Source organism: Labilithrix sp., assembly GCA_019637155.1.
Lineage (GTDB): Bacteria > Myxococcota_A > Polyangia > Polyangiales > Polyangiaceae > Labilithrix.
The window spans coordinates 67,032-82,407 of sequence record JAHBWE010000003.1; the positions used below are offsets into that span (position 1 = coordinate 67,032).

General features: G+C 70.4%; 13 protein-coding genes. 12 read left to right on the top strand and 1 reads right to left on the bottom strand.

Going from position 1 to position 15,376, the window contains the following annotated elements; translation table 11 throughout:
• The first annotated feature begins 175 nt into the window (after positions 1–175).
• From KF837_06645 to KF837_06675, 7 genes are read left to right on the top strand one after another with little or no spacing between them, the layout of a single operon-like run.
• On the top strand, positions 176–1,897 hold the full coding sequence (locus tag KF837_06645; protein MBX3226971.1) for an ABC transporter ATP-binding protein: 1,722 nt from the start codon (positions 176–178) through the stop codon (positions 1,895–1,897).
• Positions 1,894–3,702: an ABC transporter ATP-binding protein gene (locus KF837_06650; protein MBX3226972.1), complete on the top strand. Its 1,809-nt coding sequence runs from the start codon at positions 1,894–1,896 to the stop codon at positions 3,700–3,702. Before KF837_06645 ends, KF837_06650 begins: the two co-directional genes overlap by 4 nt.
• Positions 3,699–4,517: a class I SAM-dependent methyltransferase gene (locus tag KF837_06655; protein MBX3226973.1), complete on the top strand. Its 819-nt coding sequence runs from the start codon at positions 3,699–3,701 to the stop codon at positions 4,515–4,517. The genes KF837_06650 and KF837_06655 overlap by 4 nt, the downstream gene beginning before the upstream one ends.
• Positions 4,518–4,554: 37 nt before the next feature.
• On the top strand, positions 4,555–5,262 hold the full coding sequence (locus KF837_06660; protein ID MBX3226974.1) for an ABC transporter ATP-binding protein: 708 nt from the start codon (positions 4,555–4,557) through the stop codon (positions 5,260–5,262).
• Positions 5,263–5,272: 10 nt separating this feature from the next.
• Positions 5,273–6,670 carry a DUF3526 domain-containing protein gene (locus tag KF837_06665; GenBank protein ID MBX3226975.1) on the top strand — a complete coding sequence of 466 codons (1,398 nt, stop codon included), beginning with the start codon at positions 5,273–5,275 and terminating at the stop codon, positions 6,668–6,670.
• Positions 6,667–8,070, top strand: a complete 1,404-nt coding sequence (locus KF837_06670) for an ABC transporter permease subunit (protein MBX3226976.1) — start codon at positions 6,667–6,669, stop codon at positions 8,068–8,070. Before KF837_06665 ends, KF837_06670 begins: the two co-directional genes overlap by 4 nt.
• The gene (locus KF837_06675; GenBank protein MBX3226977.1) at positions 8,064–8,330 is read left to right on the top strand and encodes a hypothetical protein; all 267 of its coding nucleotides are present in this window, start codon (positions 8,064–8,066) and stop codon (positions 8,328–8,330) included. The genes KF837_06670 and KF837_06675 overlap by 7 nt, the downstream gene beginning before the upstream one ends.
• Before the next feature lie 28 nt (positions 8,331–8,358).
• Here KF837_06675 and KF837_06680 read toward each other — a convergent pair whose 3' ends face one another.
• Complete coding sequence (locus KF837_06680) at positions 8,359–9,465, bottom strand: hypothetical protein (GenBank protein ID MBX3226978.1); 1,107 nt, start codon at positions 9,463–9,465, stop codon at positions 8,359–8,361.
• Positions 9,466–9,796: 331 nt separating this feature from the next.
• On the opposite strand from KF837_06680, the gene KF837_06685 reads away from it, so the two are divergent.
• The 5 genes from KF837_06685 (at position 9,797) to KF837_06705 (ending at position 15,350) form a co-directional block, all read left to right on the top strand.
• Complete coding sequence (locus tag KF837_06685) at positions 9,797–12,295, top strand: TonB family protein (protein ID MBX3226979.1); 2,499 nt, start codon at positions 9,797–9,799, stop codon at positions 12,293–12,295.
• Complete coding sequence (locus KF837_06690; GenBank protein ID MBX3226980.1) at positions 12,292–13,170, top strand: hypothetical protein; 879 nt, start codon at positions 12,292–12,294, stop codon at positions 13,168–13,170. Before KF837_06685 ends, KF837_06690 begins: the two co-directional genes overlap by 4 nt.
• An 8-nt stretch (positions 13,171–13,178) precedes the next feature.
• Positions 13,179–14,357: a hypothetical protein gene (locus KF837_06695; protein ID MBX3226981.1), complete on the top strand. Its 1,179-nt coding sequence runs from the start codon at positions 13,179–13,181 to the stop codon at positions 14,355–14,357.
• A 136-nt stretch (positions 14,358–14,493) separates the two neighbouring features.
• Positions 14,494–14,724 (top strand): hypothetical protein, encoded by a 231-nt coding sequence (locus KF837_06700; GenBank protein MBX3226982.1) that lies wholly within the window; start codon positions 14,494–14,496, stop codon positions 14,722–14,724.
• On the top strand, positions 14,721–15,350 hold the full coding sequence (locus KF837_06705; protein ID MBX3226983.1) for a high-affinity nickel-transport family protein: 630 nt from the start codon (positions 14,721–14,723) through the stop codon (positions 15,348–15,350). The genes KF837_06700 and KF837_06705 overlap by 4 nt, the downstream gene beginning before the upstream one ends.
• Positions 15,351–15,376: the final 26 nt, after the last annotated feature.

A 15,376-nucleotide genomic window follows, 5' to 3' on the forward strand; every position in this document is an offset into this window, starting at 1 on the left:
GGCGGCTCCGCTCGACCGCACCCGACCAGGTCATTGCTTTTGTAATTGAAAATCGTTTTCAATTTGCCAGAGTAGAACCGTGCGCAGCGCCGGCATCGACCTGGACGAAGGAGAGACGGCGGGATCGTCGTCGCTCCACGCCAAGCCGGCGAAGCTCCCGGGGGCGTGGGCGATCATGCGTCCGGTCCAGGGCCAGATCCGCTTCGCGATGGGCCTGTCGATCCTCAGCTCGCTCGCGACGCTCGGGGCGCTCGGCTTTCTGGTGAGGTCGGTGGAGGCGCTCGGTCCCGGCGCACGCTGGCCCGTCGGCCCCATGGCGGGGGCGTTCCTCTGCACCGCCCTCGCGTACGTCCTGCGGATCACGTCGTTCGATCAGTCCCACTACGCCGCCTTCGAGCTCGAGACGATCCTGCGGACGCGGATCAGCCAGCACCTCGGAAGGGTGTCGCTCGGCGAGGTGCAGCGCATCGGCGCGAGCGCGCTCGCCAAGGTCATGCACGACGACGTCAAGGCGCTGCACGTCTTCGTCGCCGACAGCACGCCGCTCTACGCGCGTGCCTTCGCGATGCCGCTCGCCACGTTCGGCGTGCTCCTCTGGCTCGACTGGCGCATGGCGCTCACCGCGACGTTCGTCCTCGTCCTCGGCTTCGGCGTCGCCGGCTCGATGATGCGCGACGCGAAGGAGATGGGGCGGCTCTACAACGAAGCGCGCGAGCGCGTCAGCGCGGCGGTGGTGGAGTTCGTCCAAGCGATGCCCGTCGTGCGCACGTTCGACACCGGGGCTGTCACGTACGGGCGCTACCAGCGCGCGCTCGAGAGCTACCGCGACGTCGTCGTTCGCTGGTACCGGAGCTCCAGCTTCTCGGGGCGCTTCTCCATGTCGGTGTTGAGCCCGCTGCCGACGCTGGTCGTGCTGCTCTGGCTCGGGGCCGTCTTGCTATGGCGCGAGTCGCTGAGCTTCTCGACGTGGTTCGGGATCCTGCTCGTCGGCACCGGGATGGCCGAGGCCATGCTGCCGATGATGACGCTCAACCACCTGGTCGAGACGACCAAGTTGAGCGTGGCGCGCATCCATCAGATCCTCGATCTGCCCGCGCTCTCGTCGACGCCCGCCGCTCGAAGGCCGGTGGACGCGAGCGTCCGCTTCGAGGGCGTCACCTTCCGCTACGACGAAGGAGCGACGGAGGCGCTCACGGGGATCAGCTTCAACGCGGCGCCCGGTACGGTGACCGCCCTCGTCGGCCCTTCGGGGGCCGGCAAGAGCACGGTGGCGAGGCTCATCCCCCGCTTCTGGGACGTCTCCGCCGGACGCGTGCTCGTCGGCGGCGCCGACGTGCGCGAGCTGACGGCCGACGCGCTCATGCAGCAGGTGGCGTTCGTCTTTCAAGACACCTTCCTCTTCTCGGGGACGCTCGCCGACAACGTTCGACTCGGCACCCCCGACGCCTCGATGGAGGCCGTCATCGCCGCCGCGAAGGCCGCGCAAGCGCACGACTTCATCGTCGCGCTCCCGAAGGGCTACGACACGCAGGCCGGAGAGCGCGGCGTGTTCCTCTCGGGCGGTCAGCGCCAGCGCATCACCATCGCGCGCGCCATCCTGCAAGAGCGGCCGATCCTCGTGCTCGACGAGGCGACCGCGTTCGCCGATCCCGAGAACGAGGCCGCCCTCGTCGAGGCGCTCTCCGCGCTCATGCGCGGCAAGACCGTCATCATGATCGCGCATCGCCTGTCGACGATCCGAGACGCCGATCAGATCCTCGTGTTCGACCGGGGCCGCCTCGTCGAGACGGGGCGGCACGACGCGCTCGCCGCGGCGGACGGCGTCTACGGTCGTCTGTGGTCGAGCTACCTCGAGGCGCAGCGCTGGGCGCTCGGCGGCGCCCGGGAGGCGCGATGAGCGCCCCGGCGACGGACACGAGCGCGATCACGCCGTGGCGGATCACGTACCGTCGCCTGCTCCGGAGCGTCGGGGCGAGCGCGCCGGCGTTGCGAGCGAGCCTCCTCGGTCTCCTCGTCGCGGCCACGCTCCGGGGTCTCGCGCTCGCGTGTGTGCTCCCGTTCTTCTCCGCGGTCTCGACGGCGCGCGACCGCGACAGGGCGGTGCTCTGGCTCGCCGTGATGAGCGCGCTCACGCTGGCGGCGATGTTCTTTCGCTGGCGCGCGGAGGGGTTCGACTACGACGGCGAGGGTGTCCTCGCGACGCACCACCTGCGGACGCGGCTCGGCGAACAGCTCCGGCGCATGCCGCTCGAGAAGCTCCAAGACAAGCGCTCCGGCGAGCTCAACGCGGCGCTGCTCGGCAACGTCGACGAGCAGATCCTCTACGTCCTGATCATCGCGGGGATGATCCTCGACGCGCTCTGCGTGCCGCTCTGCGCGGGGCTCGCGACCCTCGCCTTCGACGTACGGCTCGGTCTGCTCCTCCTCGTGTCGTTCCCTGCCATCCTGCCGCTCTATCAGTGGCGCCGTCCTGCGTTCGACCGCGTCATGCGCGAGGTGGCGAGCGCGCACGAGCGCATCAACGGAGACGTCGTCGAGTACACGCAGGGCCTGCCCGTCCTCCGCGCGGCGAGGTGCGACGGGGAGAGGGCCGCGACGCTGCAGCGAGGCTTCGCGCACCTGCAGCAGATCCAGACGCAGATGCATCGAAGGAGCACGCGACCGTCGGTCGTCGTCTCCAGCGTCGTCGAGCTCGGCCTCCTCGCCGTCGTGGCGGCCGGCGTGACCTGGGTCGCGCGCGGCACGCTGGACGTCGCGGTGCTCGCCGCGGTCATGGTCATCGTGGTCCGCTTCGCGGGGCCGCTCTCCAACTTCGTCAACTACACGGCGATCGTCGCTCTCATCGAGGTCGCGCTCGATCGCGTCGAGGCGCTGCTCGCGATCCCACCGCTGCCGGTGCGCGAGCCGGCGCAGGTGCCCGAGCGCTTCGACGTGCGCTTCGCGGGCGTCACCTTCCAGTACGCGGGCGCGGACCTGCCGGTGCTCCACGCGCTCGACGCCGCGCTGCCGGCGCGGAGCGTGACGGCGCTGGTCGGACCGTCGGGCGCGGGGAAGAGCACGCTCACGCGCCTGCTCCTGCGTCACGCCGACCCGCAGCGCGGAGCGGTCACGATCGGCGGCGTCGACGTTCGCGCGATCCCGACCGAGAAGCTCGACGTGCTGATCTCGGTGGTGTTCCAGGACGTCTACCTCTTCGACGACACGGTGCGCGCCAACATCCGCATGGCGCGACCCGACGCGAGCGACGCCGACGTCGAAGCCGCCGCGCGCGCGGCGCAGTGTCTCGAGGTGATCGAGCGGCTCCCCGAGGGCTGGGACACGCGCCTCGGCGACGTCGGCGGTCGGCTCTCGGGCGGAGAGCGACAGCGCATCTCGGTCGCGCGCACCCTCCTGAAGAACGCGCCGATCGTGATCCTCGACGAGCCCACCGCTGCGCTCGACACCGAGGGCGAGCGCTCCGTGCAGCGCGCGATCGACGCGTTGGTGCGCGACAAGACCGTCATCGTCATCGCCCACCGCCTGTCCACGATCGCCGGCGCCGATCGCATCCTCGTGCTGGAGGACGGCCGCGTCGTACAGGAAGGGCGACACGCGGAGCTCCTCCGCGCCGGAGGCCGCTACGGCGCGATGTGGGCGGCGCAGGAGCGAGTCAAGGAATGGCACGTGGGCGCCGGGAGGCTTCCCACAGGAGAAACGTCATGACCACGAAGGAGACCGTCAATCTCACCGGTGTCCCGGAGACCATGCTCTTCACGCTTCACAACCGCGCCTCGGAGGCGCGACGACCGGACGGGTTCTTGCGGGATCCGGACTGCGTGCGCGTCTACGAGTCGATCACGTACGACTTCGAGCGCAACTTCGGGAAGCCCGACGGCTCGCACCCGATGCGCTCGCGGATCTTCGACGACGCGGTGCGCCCGTGGATGGCGGCGCACCCGGGCGGGACCGTCGTCGAGCTCGCCGCCGGCCTCGAGACGCAGTTCCAACGCTGCGACGACGGCCGCGTGCGGTGGCTCTGCGTCGACGTCCCGGAGGCCCTCGCCGTGCGCGAGCGCTTCCTGCCGGCGACGGATCGCTGCCGTCACGTCGCGAAGAGCGCGCTCGACCTCTCGTGGCTCGACGAGGTCGACGGCGCGCGAGGCGTCTTCGTGACCGCGCAAGGGCTCCTCATGTACTTCGAGGAGGCCGAGGTGAAGCGGCTCTTCGTGGCGATCGTCGAGCGATTCCCCGGCGTCACGCTGATGTTCGACACGATCCCGCGGTGGTTCTCGAAGAAATCGCGCAAGGGGTTCGGCAAGACCAAGCACTACAAGGTGCCGCCGATGCCCTGGGGCGTGGGCCGCGGGGAGCTCGACGCCCTCTTGCGCAGCTGGACCGATCGCGTCGCCACGGTGACGACGGAGCCCTACGGCATCGCGCGCGGTCCCGGCCGAGGAGCACTGTGGCTGTGTCGGGTCACGCCGTGGCTCCGAAACATCGCGCCGGCGATCGCGCGCGTCACAACAAATGCAATTTGATTGCATTTACCAGACCACGTGCTAGGGATGCCGGCCCATGCAGGTGATCGTCGCGCGCGGGCTCTCGAAGAGATACGGCGCCGTGCACGCGCTCGAGGACGTCTCGCTCGACGTCGCCGGCGGTCGCATCCTGGCGTTGCTCGGCGCGAACGGGGCCGGGAAGACCACGACGGTCCATCTCCTGCTCGGGCTCCTGACGCCGACCGCCGGCGTGGCCGAGATCGCCGGCCACGACGTCGCCGCCGATCCCGTCCGCGCGCGTCGCGCCTCCGCCTACGTGCCGGACCGCCTCGCGCTCTATCCGCACCTGACCGGCCTCGAGAACCTGACCTACTTCCATCGCGCCGGGACGGAGACGGAGCGCAGCGCCTCCGAGCTCGCCGCTGCGCTCCGTCGCGTGGGGCTCGACGGCGACGCCCAGCAACGCCGCGCCGCGACGTACTCGAAGGGCATGTGCCAGAAGGTCGGCCTCGCGATCGCGCTCGCCAAGGGCGCGCGGGCGCTCCTGCTCGACGAGCCGCTCTCGGGGCTCGATCCGAAGGCGGCGAACGAGTTCTGCGCGCTCCTCCGCGAGCTCGCCGACGGCGGCGCCGCGATCCTGATGGCCACGCACGACCTGTTCCGCGCGCACGAGCTCGCGGACGAGATCGGGATCATGAAGGACGGGCGGCTCATCGAGCGCCTCCCGAGCCGGGACGTCGGCGCGGGCGAGCTCGAGAAGCTCTACCTGGAGCGGATGCGATGAGGCCGGCGCGATGAGCCCCTCTACGGTCGCGCGTCACGAGTGGCGGAGCGTCGTCCGCGATCGGACGTTCATGGCGACGGTCGGGTGCTTGCTCGTCCTCCTCGCCGCCGCGTTCGTGTCGGGGCGGACGATGCAGCGCGAGCACGAGCGGACGCGCAGCGCGGCGCAAGAGGAGTCGCAGCGGCAATGGCTGACGCAGGGCGCGAAGAACCCCCACTCCGCGGCGCACTTCGGGGTCTACGCCTTCCGGCCGCTCTCGAGCCTCGCGCTGTTCGAGCCGGGGATGCACCCGTTCGAAGGGACGTCGGTCTACCTCGAGGCGCACAAGGCCAACGACCTGCGGGACGCGCCGAGCGAAGACGCGTCGAGCCTGTCGCGGCTCGGCAGGCCGTCGGCGGCGTCGCTCCTGCGGACGCTCCTCCCGCTCGTCGTCTTCCTCCTCACCGCCTCCGCGTTCGCGGGCGAGCGGGAGCGCGGGACGCTGAAGCTCCTCGTCGCGCAGGGCGCGTCGCTCCGCACGCTCTTCGCCGGCAAGGCGCTCGCGCTCGGTGTCGTCGTCGTCGCGTTCCTGCTCCTCGTCGCCGCCGTGACGGCGCTCGAGGGAGGCGGCGCGCCCCTCGGCGCGCGCGCGGCGTGGCTGTTCGTCGGATACGCGCTTTACGGCTTCATCGCGCTTTTCATCGGGCTCTCCGTATCGCTCGCGGCGCGCACCGCGCGCGGCGCGTTCGTCGCGCTCTTCCTCGTGTGGGCGATCGAGGTCCTCCTCGCTCCTCGTCTCGCCACGTCGGTCGCCGTCGCGGCGGCGCCGATGCCTCCGGCGGCCGCCGTGCGCGCCGAGCTCTCGCGAGAGCTCGATCGGGAGGGCGACGCGCGGCGGCTCGACGAGCTGCGCGCGCGGACGCTCGCGAAGTACGGCGTGACGAGCGAGCGCGAGCTCCCGGTCGACTTCGCCGGCTTGGCGCTCCAGGCGGGCGAGGAGCACGCCTATCCGATCTTCGATCGTCATCGAGACCGGCTCCGCGCGCGGGCGGCGGCGGAGGACGCGTGGCTCGACGGCCTGAGCGCGATCGCGCCGGCGCTCGCGCTCGAGCGGTGGTCGACGGCCCTCGCTGGGACCGACCGCGCGCACGTGGAGCACTTCGCGGACGCGGCGGAGGGGCATCGACGCGAGCTCGTCGAGCGAATGAACCTCTACGTCGCCGAGCACGGCGCGGGAGCGGGCTTCGGGCTCGTCGCGAACGAGGAGGTCTGGGCGACGGTCCCGGCGTTCGGCTACACGCCGCCCGACGTCTCGTTCGCGACGAAGAGGAGCTGGTCCGCGCTCGGCGTGCTCGCCGGATGGACGGCGCTCGCGCTCGTCGTCGCCATGTTCGCGCTCTCGAGGAGCCGCGCGGCGGTGACGTCGTGAAGGCGCTCCTCCGCGAGTGGCTCCTCGTCCGGCGCGATCGCGCCGCGATCGCCGCCTACGCCGTCTTCGCCGTCGCCTGCGCGGTCGCCCTCGCGACGAGCGTCGCGAGCCACCGTCGCGACGGGGAGCTCCAGGCCGACCTCGCGCGCGAGGAGGCCGCGCGCATCGCGTCGTTGCGAGCCGAGATGACGTCGAGGACGGGAGGAGCCGGCGAGGCGTGGGCCGATCCGGCGAGCCCGGGCGCCGTCGGTCGGGGGCGGGCCGGGACCTACGCGATGTTGCCCGAGCGGCCGCTCGGTGTCCTTCGCGGCGTCGACGTGGCCCCGCGCGCGGTCCTCGTCACGACGCGCGCCGGCGCGCTCGACGCGGGGGAGCGCGACGTCGTGAACGCGCGGATCGAGAGCGTCGGTCGCTTCGATCTCGCGCTCCTCTTCGTCGTGCTCTTCCCGCTGACGATCGTGCTCCTCTGCTTCGACGTCGTCGCGCGCGAGCGCGAGACGGGCACGCTCCGCCTCCTGCTCGTCGAGGGCGGGCGCGTGGGACGCCTCTTCGTGCTCCGCTGCGTGTGCCGCGCGGGGCCGGTCGTCCTCCTCGCGCTCGTGACGCTGGCGGCCTCCGTCGCGATCACGAGCGGCGTGGACGCGCGAGCGCTCGCGGTCGCCGCGACCGCGCTCGTCCTCTACGCGGTGTTCTGGATCGCCGTGACGCTCGCGCTGTCGTCCTGGTTCGCGACGTCGACGGCGAACGGCCTCGCGACGATCGGGACGTGGATCGCGTTCGTCGTCTTCGCGCCGACGGCGCTCGCGGCGACGGTGGATCGGTACGCCCCGACGCCGTCGCGCATCGAGCGCACGTCCGCGGTGCGCGAGGCGACGCGGCTCGCGTCCCAGCAAGGGAGCTCGCTCCTCGCGCGCTACTACGAGGACCACCCCGAGCTCGCGCCGGACGGCGGCCCGCGGAAGGACGACTTCTTCGCGCGTCAGGTCGCGGTCGCGAAGCAGGTGGCGGCGGCGCGCGCCCCCGTCGAGGCGCGCTACTTCCAGGCGCTCTCCCGCCAGCGCGCCCTCGTCCGGACGTTCTCGCTCGCGTCGCCGGTGGTGCTCGCCGACCGCGTGCTCGCCGACCTCTCCGGCGCGAGTCGCGAGCGAACGGACAGCTTCCGCGAGCAAGTCGACGCGTTCCAGGCGGAGCTCGCGGGCTTCTTCGACGACAAGACGCTTCGCGGCCAGCGCCTGAGCCTCACCTCTCTCGACGAGCGACCGCGCTTTCACTTCCGTGAGCCGAAGGACGACGCGACGACCTCGCTCCTCGCGCTCGCGGCATGGACGGCCGCCGCGATGCTCCTCGCCACCCGTCGCGCGCCGCACGCCTCGAGCCTCGAACGCACGACCACGTGCTAAGCTCCGACGAGGAGGCATGGAGATCGTCGAGGCCCACCGCCACCCTCGAGCACCTCGTGCTCATGTATCTCTACTCGAACCAGCCGCGGCACCTGGGAGACATGGCGCGCATCGTCGTCGAGACGAGCGTCGATCTACCGAGCGTCGAGCGTTACCTCGCCGACGTACACCCCGAGATGCTCGGCGTCCTCAAGGAGCGCGTGGAGAGCGCGCGACATCCTCCGCCGGCGCCGCGACGTCCCCCGCGCCGTGCTCGATGAGCGGTCGATGCGTCTCCTGACGGAGCGCTCAGCGCGCGTCGCAGTGGCCCTTCGAGCCGCACATGGATCGGCTCGAGCTCGCGTACGACGCGCAGCTCTGCGCGCGCCAGAAGCCGCCCTGACAGGTGAGCTCGTCGCCGACCAACGGCTTCGCGCAGCTCACCGCGTCGACGTCCGTCGGGTTCGAGCACGGCGCGTCGAGGGTAGGGAGCGTCGAGCTCGCGTCGCAGAAGCCCTTGCGCGAGCAGAAGGAGCGACTCGAGCTCGAGTGCTGGCTGCACGTCTGCGCCTCCCACCGGCCGGCCCGGCAGATCATGCCCCCGTGATGGCACGCCGTCGCGCCGTCGGGCGCGGCCGCGGCCAGCGCGAGAGCTGCGAGCGCGACGGGCGAGCAATCGTCGCCCTCGCGCATCCCCGCCGGGAGCGGCGCGTAGACCTGCTGCGCAGGCTCGAGCGTGATGATCGCGCAGCCCTCGAAGTCGCGCGGACCATGGACGGCCTCGGAGTGGTACTGCTTCAAGCCGAGCACCGCGTCGCCGCCGTGCTCCTCGAGCGTGACGCACCACTCCGAAGCGGGCGTGTGCGTCGTCTTCGATCCGGAGCGCGGGGTCGTGAGGTACCCGTCCTTCAGCGTCCCGTCGGCGTAGTCCTTCATGAAGGCGAAGATGCTCTTCTTCTCGCGCGTGACGGAGACGCGCGCGTCGTCGCCCGGGAACGCGGAGAGGTGCGCACCGTCGAGGTGGATGAGATCGACGAGCGCGTCGTTGCCCTCTGCGCGCACCGCGCGCCACGCGTCCACGCGCCCGACGCGCCAGCAGCCGTCTCCACCGAGCAGGCACTTCTCGGAGCCGACCTTCGACGCACCGCCGACGGTGCAGCGCGAAGCCTTGAGCTTCCCCGGCGCGCCGTCCGGCCCCACCTCGTGCACGAGACACAGCTTCTCCGACGACGCGTCCTTCTGCACGACGACGCGGACCTCCTCGGGGAGCGCCGCGCGCGCGACCGCTTCGTTCGCCTCTTGCACCGCGACGTCGGACGACGCCCCGTCCTCCTCGTCGATGGGCGCCGAGCAGGCTACGGACGTAGCAGCGGTGAGCGCGACGAGGAACGACGTGACGATGGTGCAAGTGCGCATGAAGCTCTCTCCCGTGAACGTTGTGCCTGGACGTCATGCGAGACGCGCGCCACGCAGCAGACCCGCACAAACGCGTAAATCCCGCTCCTTCCACCGACTCGTGGACGATCCGTGGTGCGCGAGCCGCCTTCGCTCGAGCGCTCCCTCCGCGTAGTCGAACGGCTCGACACGGCGAGAACGAATATTTGCAATCAAATAATTATTGCAATTTTATTGCATCATATGTAGTCCCCTCGTGTCTTGGCTTCCTTGTCGCTCCCCCCATCGCTCGATCGCCGAACAGGCGGAGTCACTCGTGTGCCACGGAGCTCATGAGCGCGCGCGCTCGTCCGTGGTATGCCTCACCGCGACCGTCGCTCTCCTCCTATGGGCGCCGTCGGCGTCGGCAGATCCGCCGGGGGCTCAGGGCGTCGTTCCGCCGCTCGTACAGCGTCGACGAGACGCCATCTACCCGGCGGCGGAGCTGGCAACAGGGAGACACGTCGACGTCATTCTCCTCGTCACCGTCGACGCGGAGGGCCACGTGACCGAGGTCGAGACCGCGGAGCCCGGCGGGAGAGCGTTCGACGATGCCGCGGTCTCGGCGATGCGTCAGTGGACGTTCGACCCCGCGAGACGCGACGGCGAGGCCATCGCCGCGCGCGTCCGCATCCCATTCCACTTTGCCCCGCCCGAGCCTCGCGCTCCGAGCGAGATCCCGACTCCGGAGATCCGAGGCGAGGTCGCCCGAGACCACGCCGAAGAGGTGCGCGTCCTCGGCCGCACGCACATCCCGAGCCGCGGCGCGGGCGACTACGAGGTGCCGGTCGGCAAGCTGGCGCTGGTGCCGAGGTCGGACGCCGCGAGCCTGCTGCGACTCGCCCCCGGGACCTTCCTCACGAACGAGGGGGGCACGGGTCACCCCTATCAGGTGTTCGTTCGTGGATTCGACGCGCGCGAGGGGCAGGACATCGAATTTACGGTCGACGGAGCGCCGCTCAACGAGGTCGGCAACCCGCACGGCAACGGCCTCGCGGACACGCACTTCATCATCCCCGAGGTGGTGCGCTCCCTGCGCGTGATCGAGGGACCGTTCGCGCCCCAGCAGGGGAACTTCGCCGTCGCCGGATCGGCGCTCTACGAGCTCGGGCTCGATCAGCCCGGGCTGACGTTGCGCGCCACGGCGGGCTCGTTCGCGACGAAGCGGCTCCTCGCGATGTGGAGGCCGCGGCGCTCGAGCCCGCACACCTTCGGAGCGGTCGAGGTGTTCGAGTCCGACGGGTACGGAGACAACCGCGCGAGCGAGCGAGCGACGGCCGTCGGAGGGTACGAAGGGGCGCTCGGCGCGAGCGGCCTCTATCGCGTGCTCCTCACCTCGTACTCCACGCACTACGGTAGCGCGGGAGTCCTTCGGGCCGACGACGTCGCCGCGGGTCGCAGGTCCTTCTTCGGCACGTACGACACCACGCAGGGAGGAGACTCGTCACGCCACGCGGCGTCCGCGATCGTCGAGGACAAGCTGGGTGACGTGCGGCTCTCACAGTCGGCGTGGCTCGTCCTCCGCGACTTTCGCCTGCGGCAGAACTTCACGGGTTTCGTCGCCGACCCGCAGCAGACGTGGCAGGCGCCTCACCCCCAGCGCGGCGACCTCATCGATCAGCGCTCGCACGGGCTCGGCCTCGGTGGACGAGGGAGCGCGCGGCTTCGCCGGATGTGGCTCGGCCTCCCGCAAGAGATCGAGGCCGGCTACTTCGCGCGGCACGACGACGTCGCGGCGATCCAGGAGCGAGATCGCACCGGCACCAACGTCCCCTACAAGACGGACCTCGATCTCGACTCGAGCCTGACGAACATCGGCCTCTACGCGGACGCGAGCTTCAAGCCCGGCGTCTCGTGGATCACCCTCCGCGGCGGCGCGCGCGTCGACCACTACGCCTACCGTGTGCAGGACCGATGCGCGCTCCGAACGCGCGAATCGCTCGTCTCCGTGAGCGCCGACACGGACTGCTTCACCGTCGATCGCACCGGACCTCGAAAGACCGACGTCACGTCGTCGACGTCGGCCTCGATCGCGCAGCCCCGCGCGACGGTCCTCCTCGGCCCCTTTCGAGGCTTCACGTTCAGCGCGAGCCACGGCCTCGGGTCGCGGAGCTTCGATCCGCAGTACGTCAACCAGGACCTCGAGACCCCCTTCGCCGAGGTGACCGCCAGCGAGGGAGGCGCCGCGTTCGCGCGAAGCCTGGGCTCCGTCGATCTCCTGGTCAAGTCCGTGTTCTTCCGGACGCACGTCGACAAGGACCTCTTCTTCAACCAGACGGAAGGCAGGAACACGCTCGCCGACGGGACGACGCGCACAGGCTGGGCAGGGAACGCCCGCGCGACGTCGGACCTGTTCGATCTGGCGGCGAGCGCCACGCTCGTCCGGGCCACGTTCGACGACACACATCTCCTGATCCCCTACGCGCCGGCGGTCGTCCTCCGCGGCGACGGGGCGGTCTACGGCGATCTCCCTTTCGCGATCGCCAGGACGAAGCTCTACGGGAGCGCGGGGACCGGCGTCTCGTTCGTCGCGCCCCGTCCGCTCCCACTCGGAGAGCGGTCCGACACGATTTTCACCGTCGACGCCGCCGTCAACGTTCGCTGGAGGAACGTCACCGTCGGCGTCGTCTGCACGAACCTCACCGATCGCCGCTACAGGATCGCCGAGTACAACTACCCGTCCGACTTCCGGAGCCAGCCTTATCCCACGCTCGTCCCGTCGCGCCACTTCGTCGCGGGAGAGCCGCGGGCGATCTACGGAACGCTCACGCTCACCTTCGGCGGCGACGCAACCCGCGCGGGGGGCACATGAACCTCCGCCGGAGAGCGCTCGCGACGGCCATCGGGGCGGCGATCAGCGGCCTCTCGATCGGGGACGTCGGATGCGGTTCGACGGGGAGTAAGCGCTTCGCCTTCGAGGCACGCGCCGGCGGGATCGAGCGCGACAGCGCCGAACCCTACACGTTCACGAACCCGAAGGGCTGGGAGGTCACGCTCACCCGGGCGGACGTGACGATCGGTCCCGTCTACGTGAACGTCCTCGCGCCGCTCCGGCAGGCGGCGATGCTTCTTCGCCTGTTGCCGGAGGCGCGCGCCGACGATCTTCACCTCGGCGAGGGAAGGGTCGTCGGCGAGGTCCTCGGACAAGTGTCGTTCGACGCGCTCTCGCCGGCGCTCGTGCCCTTCGGGGCGACCGGCACCATCACCGAGGAGCAGGTCCGTACGGCCGACATCTGGTTCTGGCCGCCGCCCGGGACCGCCGCCGAGACGACGAACATCGACGCGCCCTCCGTCGATCTCGCAGGGGAAGCCGCGCGTGGCGCGGAGCGTGTCCGGTTCCGCGGGACCCTGATCTTCGACGAGGCGTGGGCGAGCGACGCGCAGCCAGGCGAGCGCAGCGCCCTGCCGATGACGGAGATTCGAAAGGTGCGCGGCGTCCCGGCGTCGTTCTTCCCCACGGAAGGCGGCGCGCTCGAGATCCGCGTCGACGTCCGCGCGCTGTTTCGCGGGGCGGACTTCACGAGCCTAGCCGCGAGCCCGGAGGACGAGGACGGAACGAAGATCCTCGTCCAGAGCAAGCGCGGGAAGCTCACGACCGATCAGGTGATGCGGAACGTGTTTCAGGGATTGCGCTCGTCCAGCGGGACCTACGCCGTGCGTTGGGTTCCGCTTCCGAAGGAAAGGTAGTGGTCATCATGTGGAAGACGAAGCTGTTGGGATCTGCGTTCGTGCTGGCGGCGGCGTCGTGCGCGCTCTGGGCGTGCTCCGACGACGAGCCCCCTCCGGCGGCGCCCGCCGCAGGCGACGGAGGTGACGTCACGCCGGGCACGAAGGGGGGATTTCAGATCACGGTGAGCGGCGAAGACCTCGGCGTGAACGGGTACGACTTCGGGGCCGATCCGCTGGCGGAGGGAGATCCGCCGTCGTTCGTCGACGGCTGGGAGGTCCGCTTCAAGCACATCATCGTGACCGTCGACAAGATCCGCCTCAACGCCGACCCCGACAAGGACGAGGGGGATCCCACCGTCATGGGCGACGTCGTCGCGTCGGTCGACGGACCGTTCGCCGTCGATCTCACCCTGGGCGGTCAGGTCGTCGGCAAGAGCGGTGCGCCCGACGAGAAGACGGTCGCGATCGCGACCATCGACGCGCAGGCGAGCGGCGCGCCCTTCGACCCCGCGCAGCGCTACGCCTTCAGCTACGACCTCGTCGCCGCGACGGCGGCGGCCAAGGCCGTCAACTTCGACGACGAGAGCGCCGCCCTCTACGAAGAGGCGAAGACGAACGGCTGGGCGATGCTCTACCAGGGCATCGCCACCTACAAGGGACCGACCCCGGAGGCCGGCTCCGTCTTCGAGAAGACGCCGAAGGAGGTGCGGTTCAAGCTCGGCTTCAAGAACCCGGCCTCCTTCATCAACTGCTCGAACACCGACCTCAACCAGCTCCCGAGCGGTGAGTACCCGCGCGGCGTCCAGGCCGCCGCCGATAAGGTGACCGTCGCCCAGATCACGTTCCACACCGATCATCTGTTCTGGAGCAAGCTCAACGTCGAGGGGACCGAGCTGCACTTCGACCCGATCGCCGTCCGAGCGTCGACCTACGGCACCCCGGACGCGCCGGCCGGCGACGTCACGATCGAGGATCTCGCCGCCGTCGACGTGACAGGCTTCACGACGAAGAACGGCGAGGTCCTCCCGGCGCGGAGCCTCGTCTCCGACTACACGTCGGCGGCGGGGCAGCTCACCTTCGACCCGAACGGCACGACCTTCTCGACCCCGAACAGCTTCGCGGGGTACCTCGCGTACACGGCGACGTCCGGCGGTCACCTCAACGAGGTCGGTGAGTGCGCGATCAAGAACAACTTCACCCCGTGACGCCGCCGAACAATTAGCAATTAAGTTGCAATTATCAGGCGACCGCGATAGCGATCCGAAGATGTTCGACCGTACTCGTTCGTCACCGGAGAGGGGGGCCCAGATCCGACGCGTCAAGGAGTGGACGACGCAAGCCTTGTCGCTCCCCGAAGAGGCGGTGGTGATGGCGACGGAGCTCCGTTGTACGGAGCCGGGCTGCCCACCGCTCGAGACGGTCATCGCGGTGATGGGCGACGCCGGCGGCCGGCGGCAGTTCAAGATCCACAAGGCGATCGAGGCGGTCACCTACGACGACGTCGAGCGCGGCGCGGCGGGCATGCTCCGCGGAGAGCCGCACCGGCACGACGATCCGCCCACCGCGCGATGAGCCCAGCGTCGACCTTGGTCCTCGGGCTCGTGCTCGGGCTGCGCCACGCGACGGATCCCGATCACGTCGTCGCGATGGGGACCATCGTGACGCGCGATCCTCGTCTCCGACGCGCCATCCTGACCGGCGCGTGGTGGGGCATCGGCCACACCATCACCGTGCTCGTCGTCGGATCGCTCATGTTGATCGGGGGCGTCCACGTCCCCGATCGCACCACGAACGCGATGGATCTGCTCGTGGCGACGATGCTGGTCGTCCTCGGCGTAGTCGCCCTGCGGACGTCACGCCTGGCGTCCGCGCCCGACGCGCCGCGGCTCGGAGAGCGCCTCCTCGTCTCCCCGCTGAGGCCGCTGCTCATCGGCATCGTGCACGGCCTCGCGGGCTCGGCGGCGCTCACGCTCGTCGCGCTCGCGACCATTCAGGACACGCGGGGGGCGATGCTCTACCTCGCGCTCTTCGGTGTCGGCACGATCGTCGGGATGCTCGTGATCACGACGCTCCTCGCCGTCTCCCTGCGCTGGGTGGGCTCACGAAGCGAGGGCTTGCCGGTGTGGATCGCGCGCGTCTCGGGATCGCTCGGCGTGACCGCGGGGCTCGTCGTCGCCGCACGCGTATTAATACAATAAAATTGCTGTTGCAACAACGCTGGTGG

Bases quoted from the DNA above. Each gene is read 5' to 3' on its own strand.
- KF837_06650 (MBX3226972.1), top strand. From the start codon at position 1,894: ATGAGCGCCCCGGCGACGGACACGAGCGCGATCACGCCGTGGCGGATC.
- KF837_06645 (MBX3226971.1), top strand. From the start codon at position 176: ATGCGTCCGGTCCAGGGCCAGATCCGCTTCGCGATGGGCCTGTCGATC.
- KF837_06680 (MBX3226978.1), bottom strand. From the start codon at position 9,465: ATGCGCACTTGCACCATCGTCACGTCGTTCCTCGTCGCGCTCACCGCT.
- KF837_06695 (MBX3226981.1), top strand. From the start codon at position 13,179: ATGTGGAAGACGAAGCTGTTGGGATCTGCGTTCGTGCTGGCGGCGGCG.
- KF837_06690 (MBX3226980.1), top strand. From the start codon at position 12,292: ATGAACCTCCGCCGGAGAGCGCTCGCGACGGCCATCGGGGCGGCGATC.
- KF837_06665 (MBX3226975.1), top strand. From the start codon at position 5,273: ATGAGCCCCTCTACGGTCGCGCGTCACGAGTGGCGGAGCGTCGTCCGC.
- KF837_06705 (MBX3226983.1), top strand. From the start codon at position 14,721: ATGAGCCCAGCGTCGACCTTGGTCCTCGGGCTCGTGCTCGGGCTGCGC.
- KF837_06655 (MBX3226973.1), top strand. From the start codon at position 3,699: ATGACCACGAAGGAGACCGTCAATCTCACCGGTGTCCCGGAGACCATG.
- KF837_06660 (MBX3226974.1), top strand. From the start codon at position 4,555: ATGCAGGTGATCGTCGCGCGCGGGCTCTCGAAGAGATACGGCGCCGTG.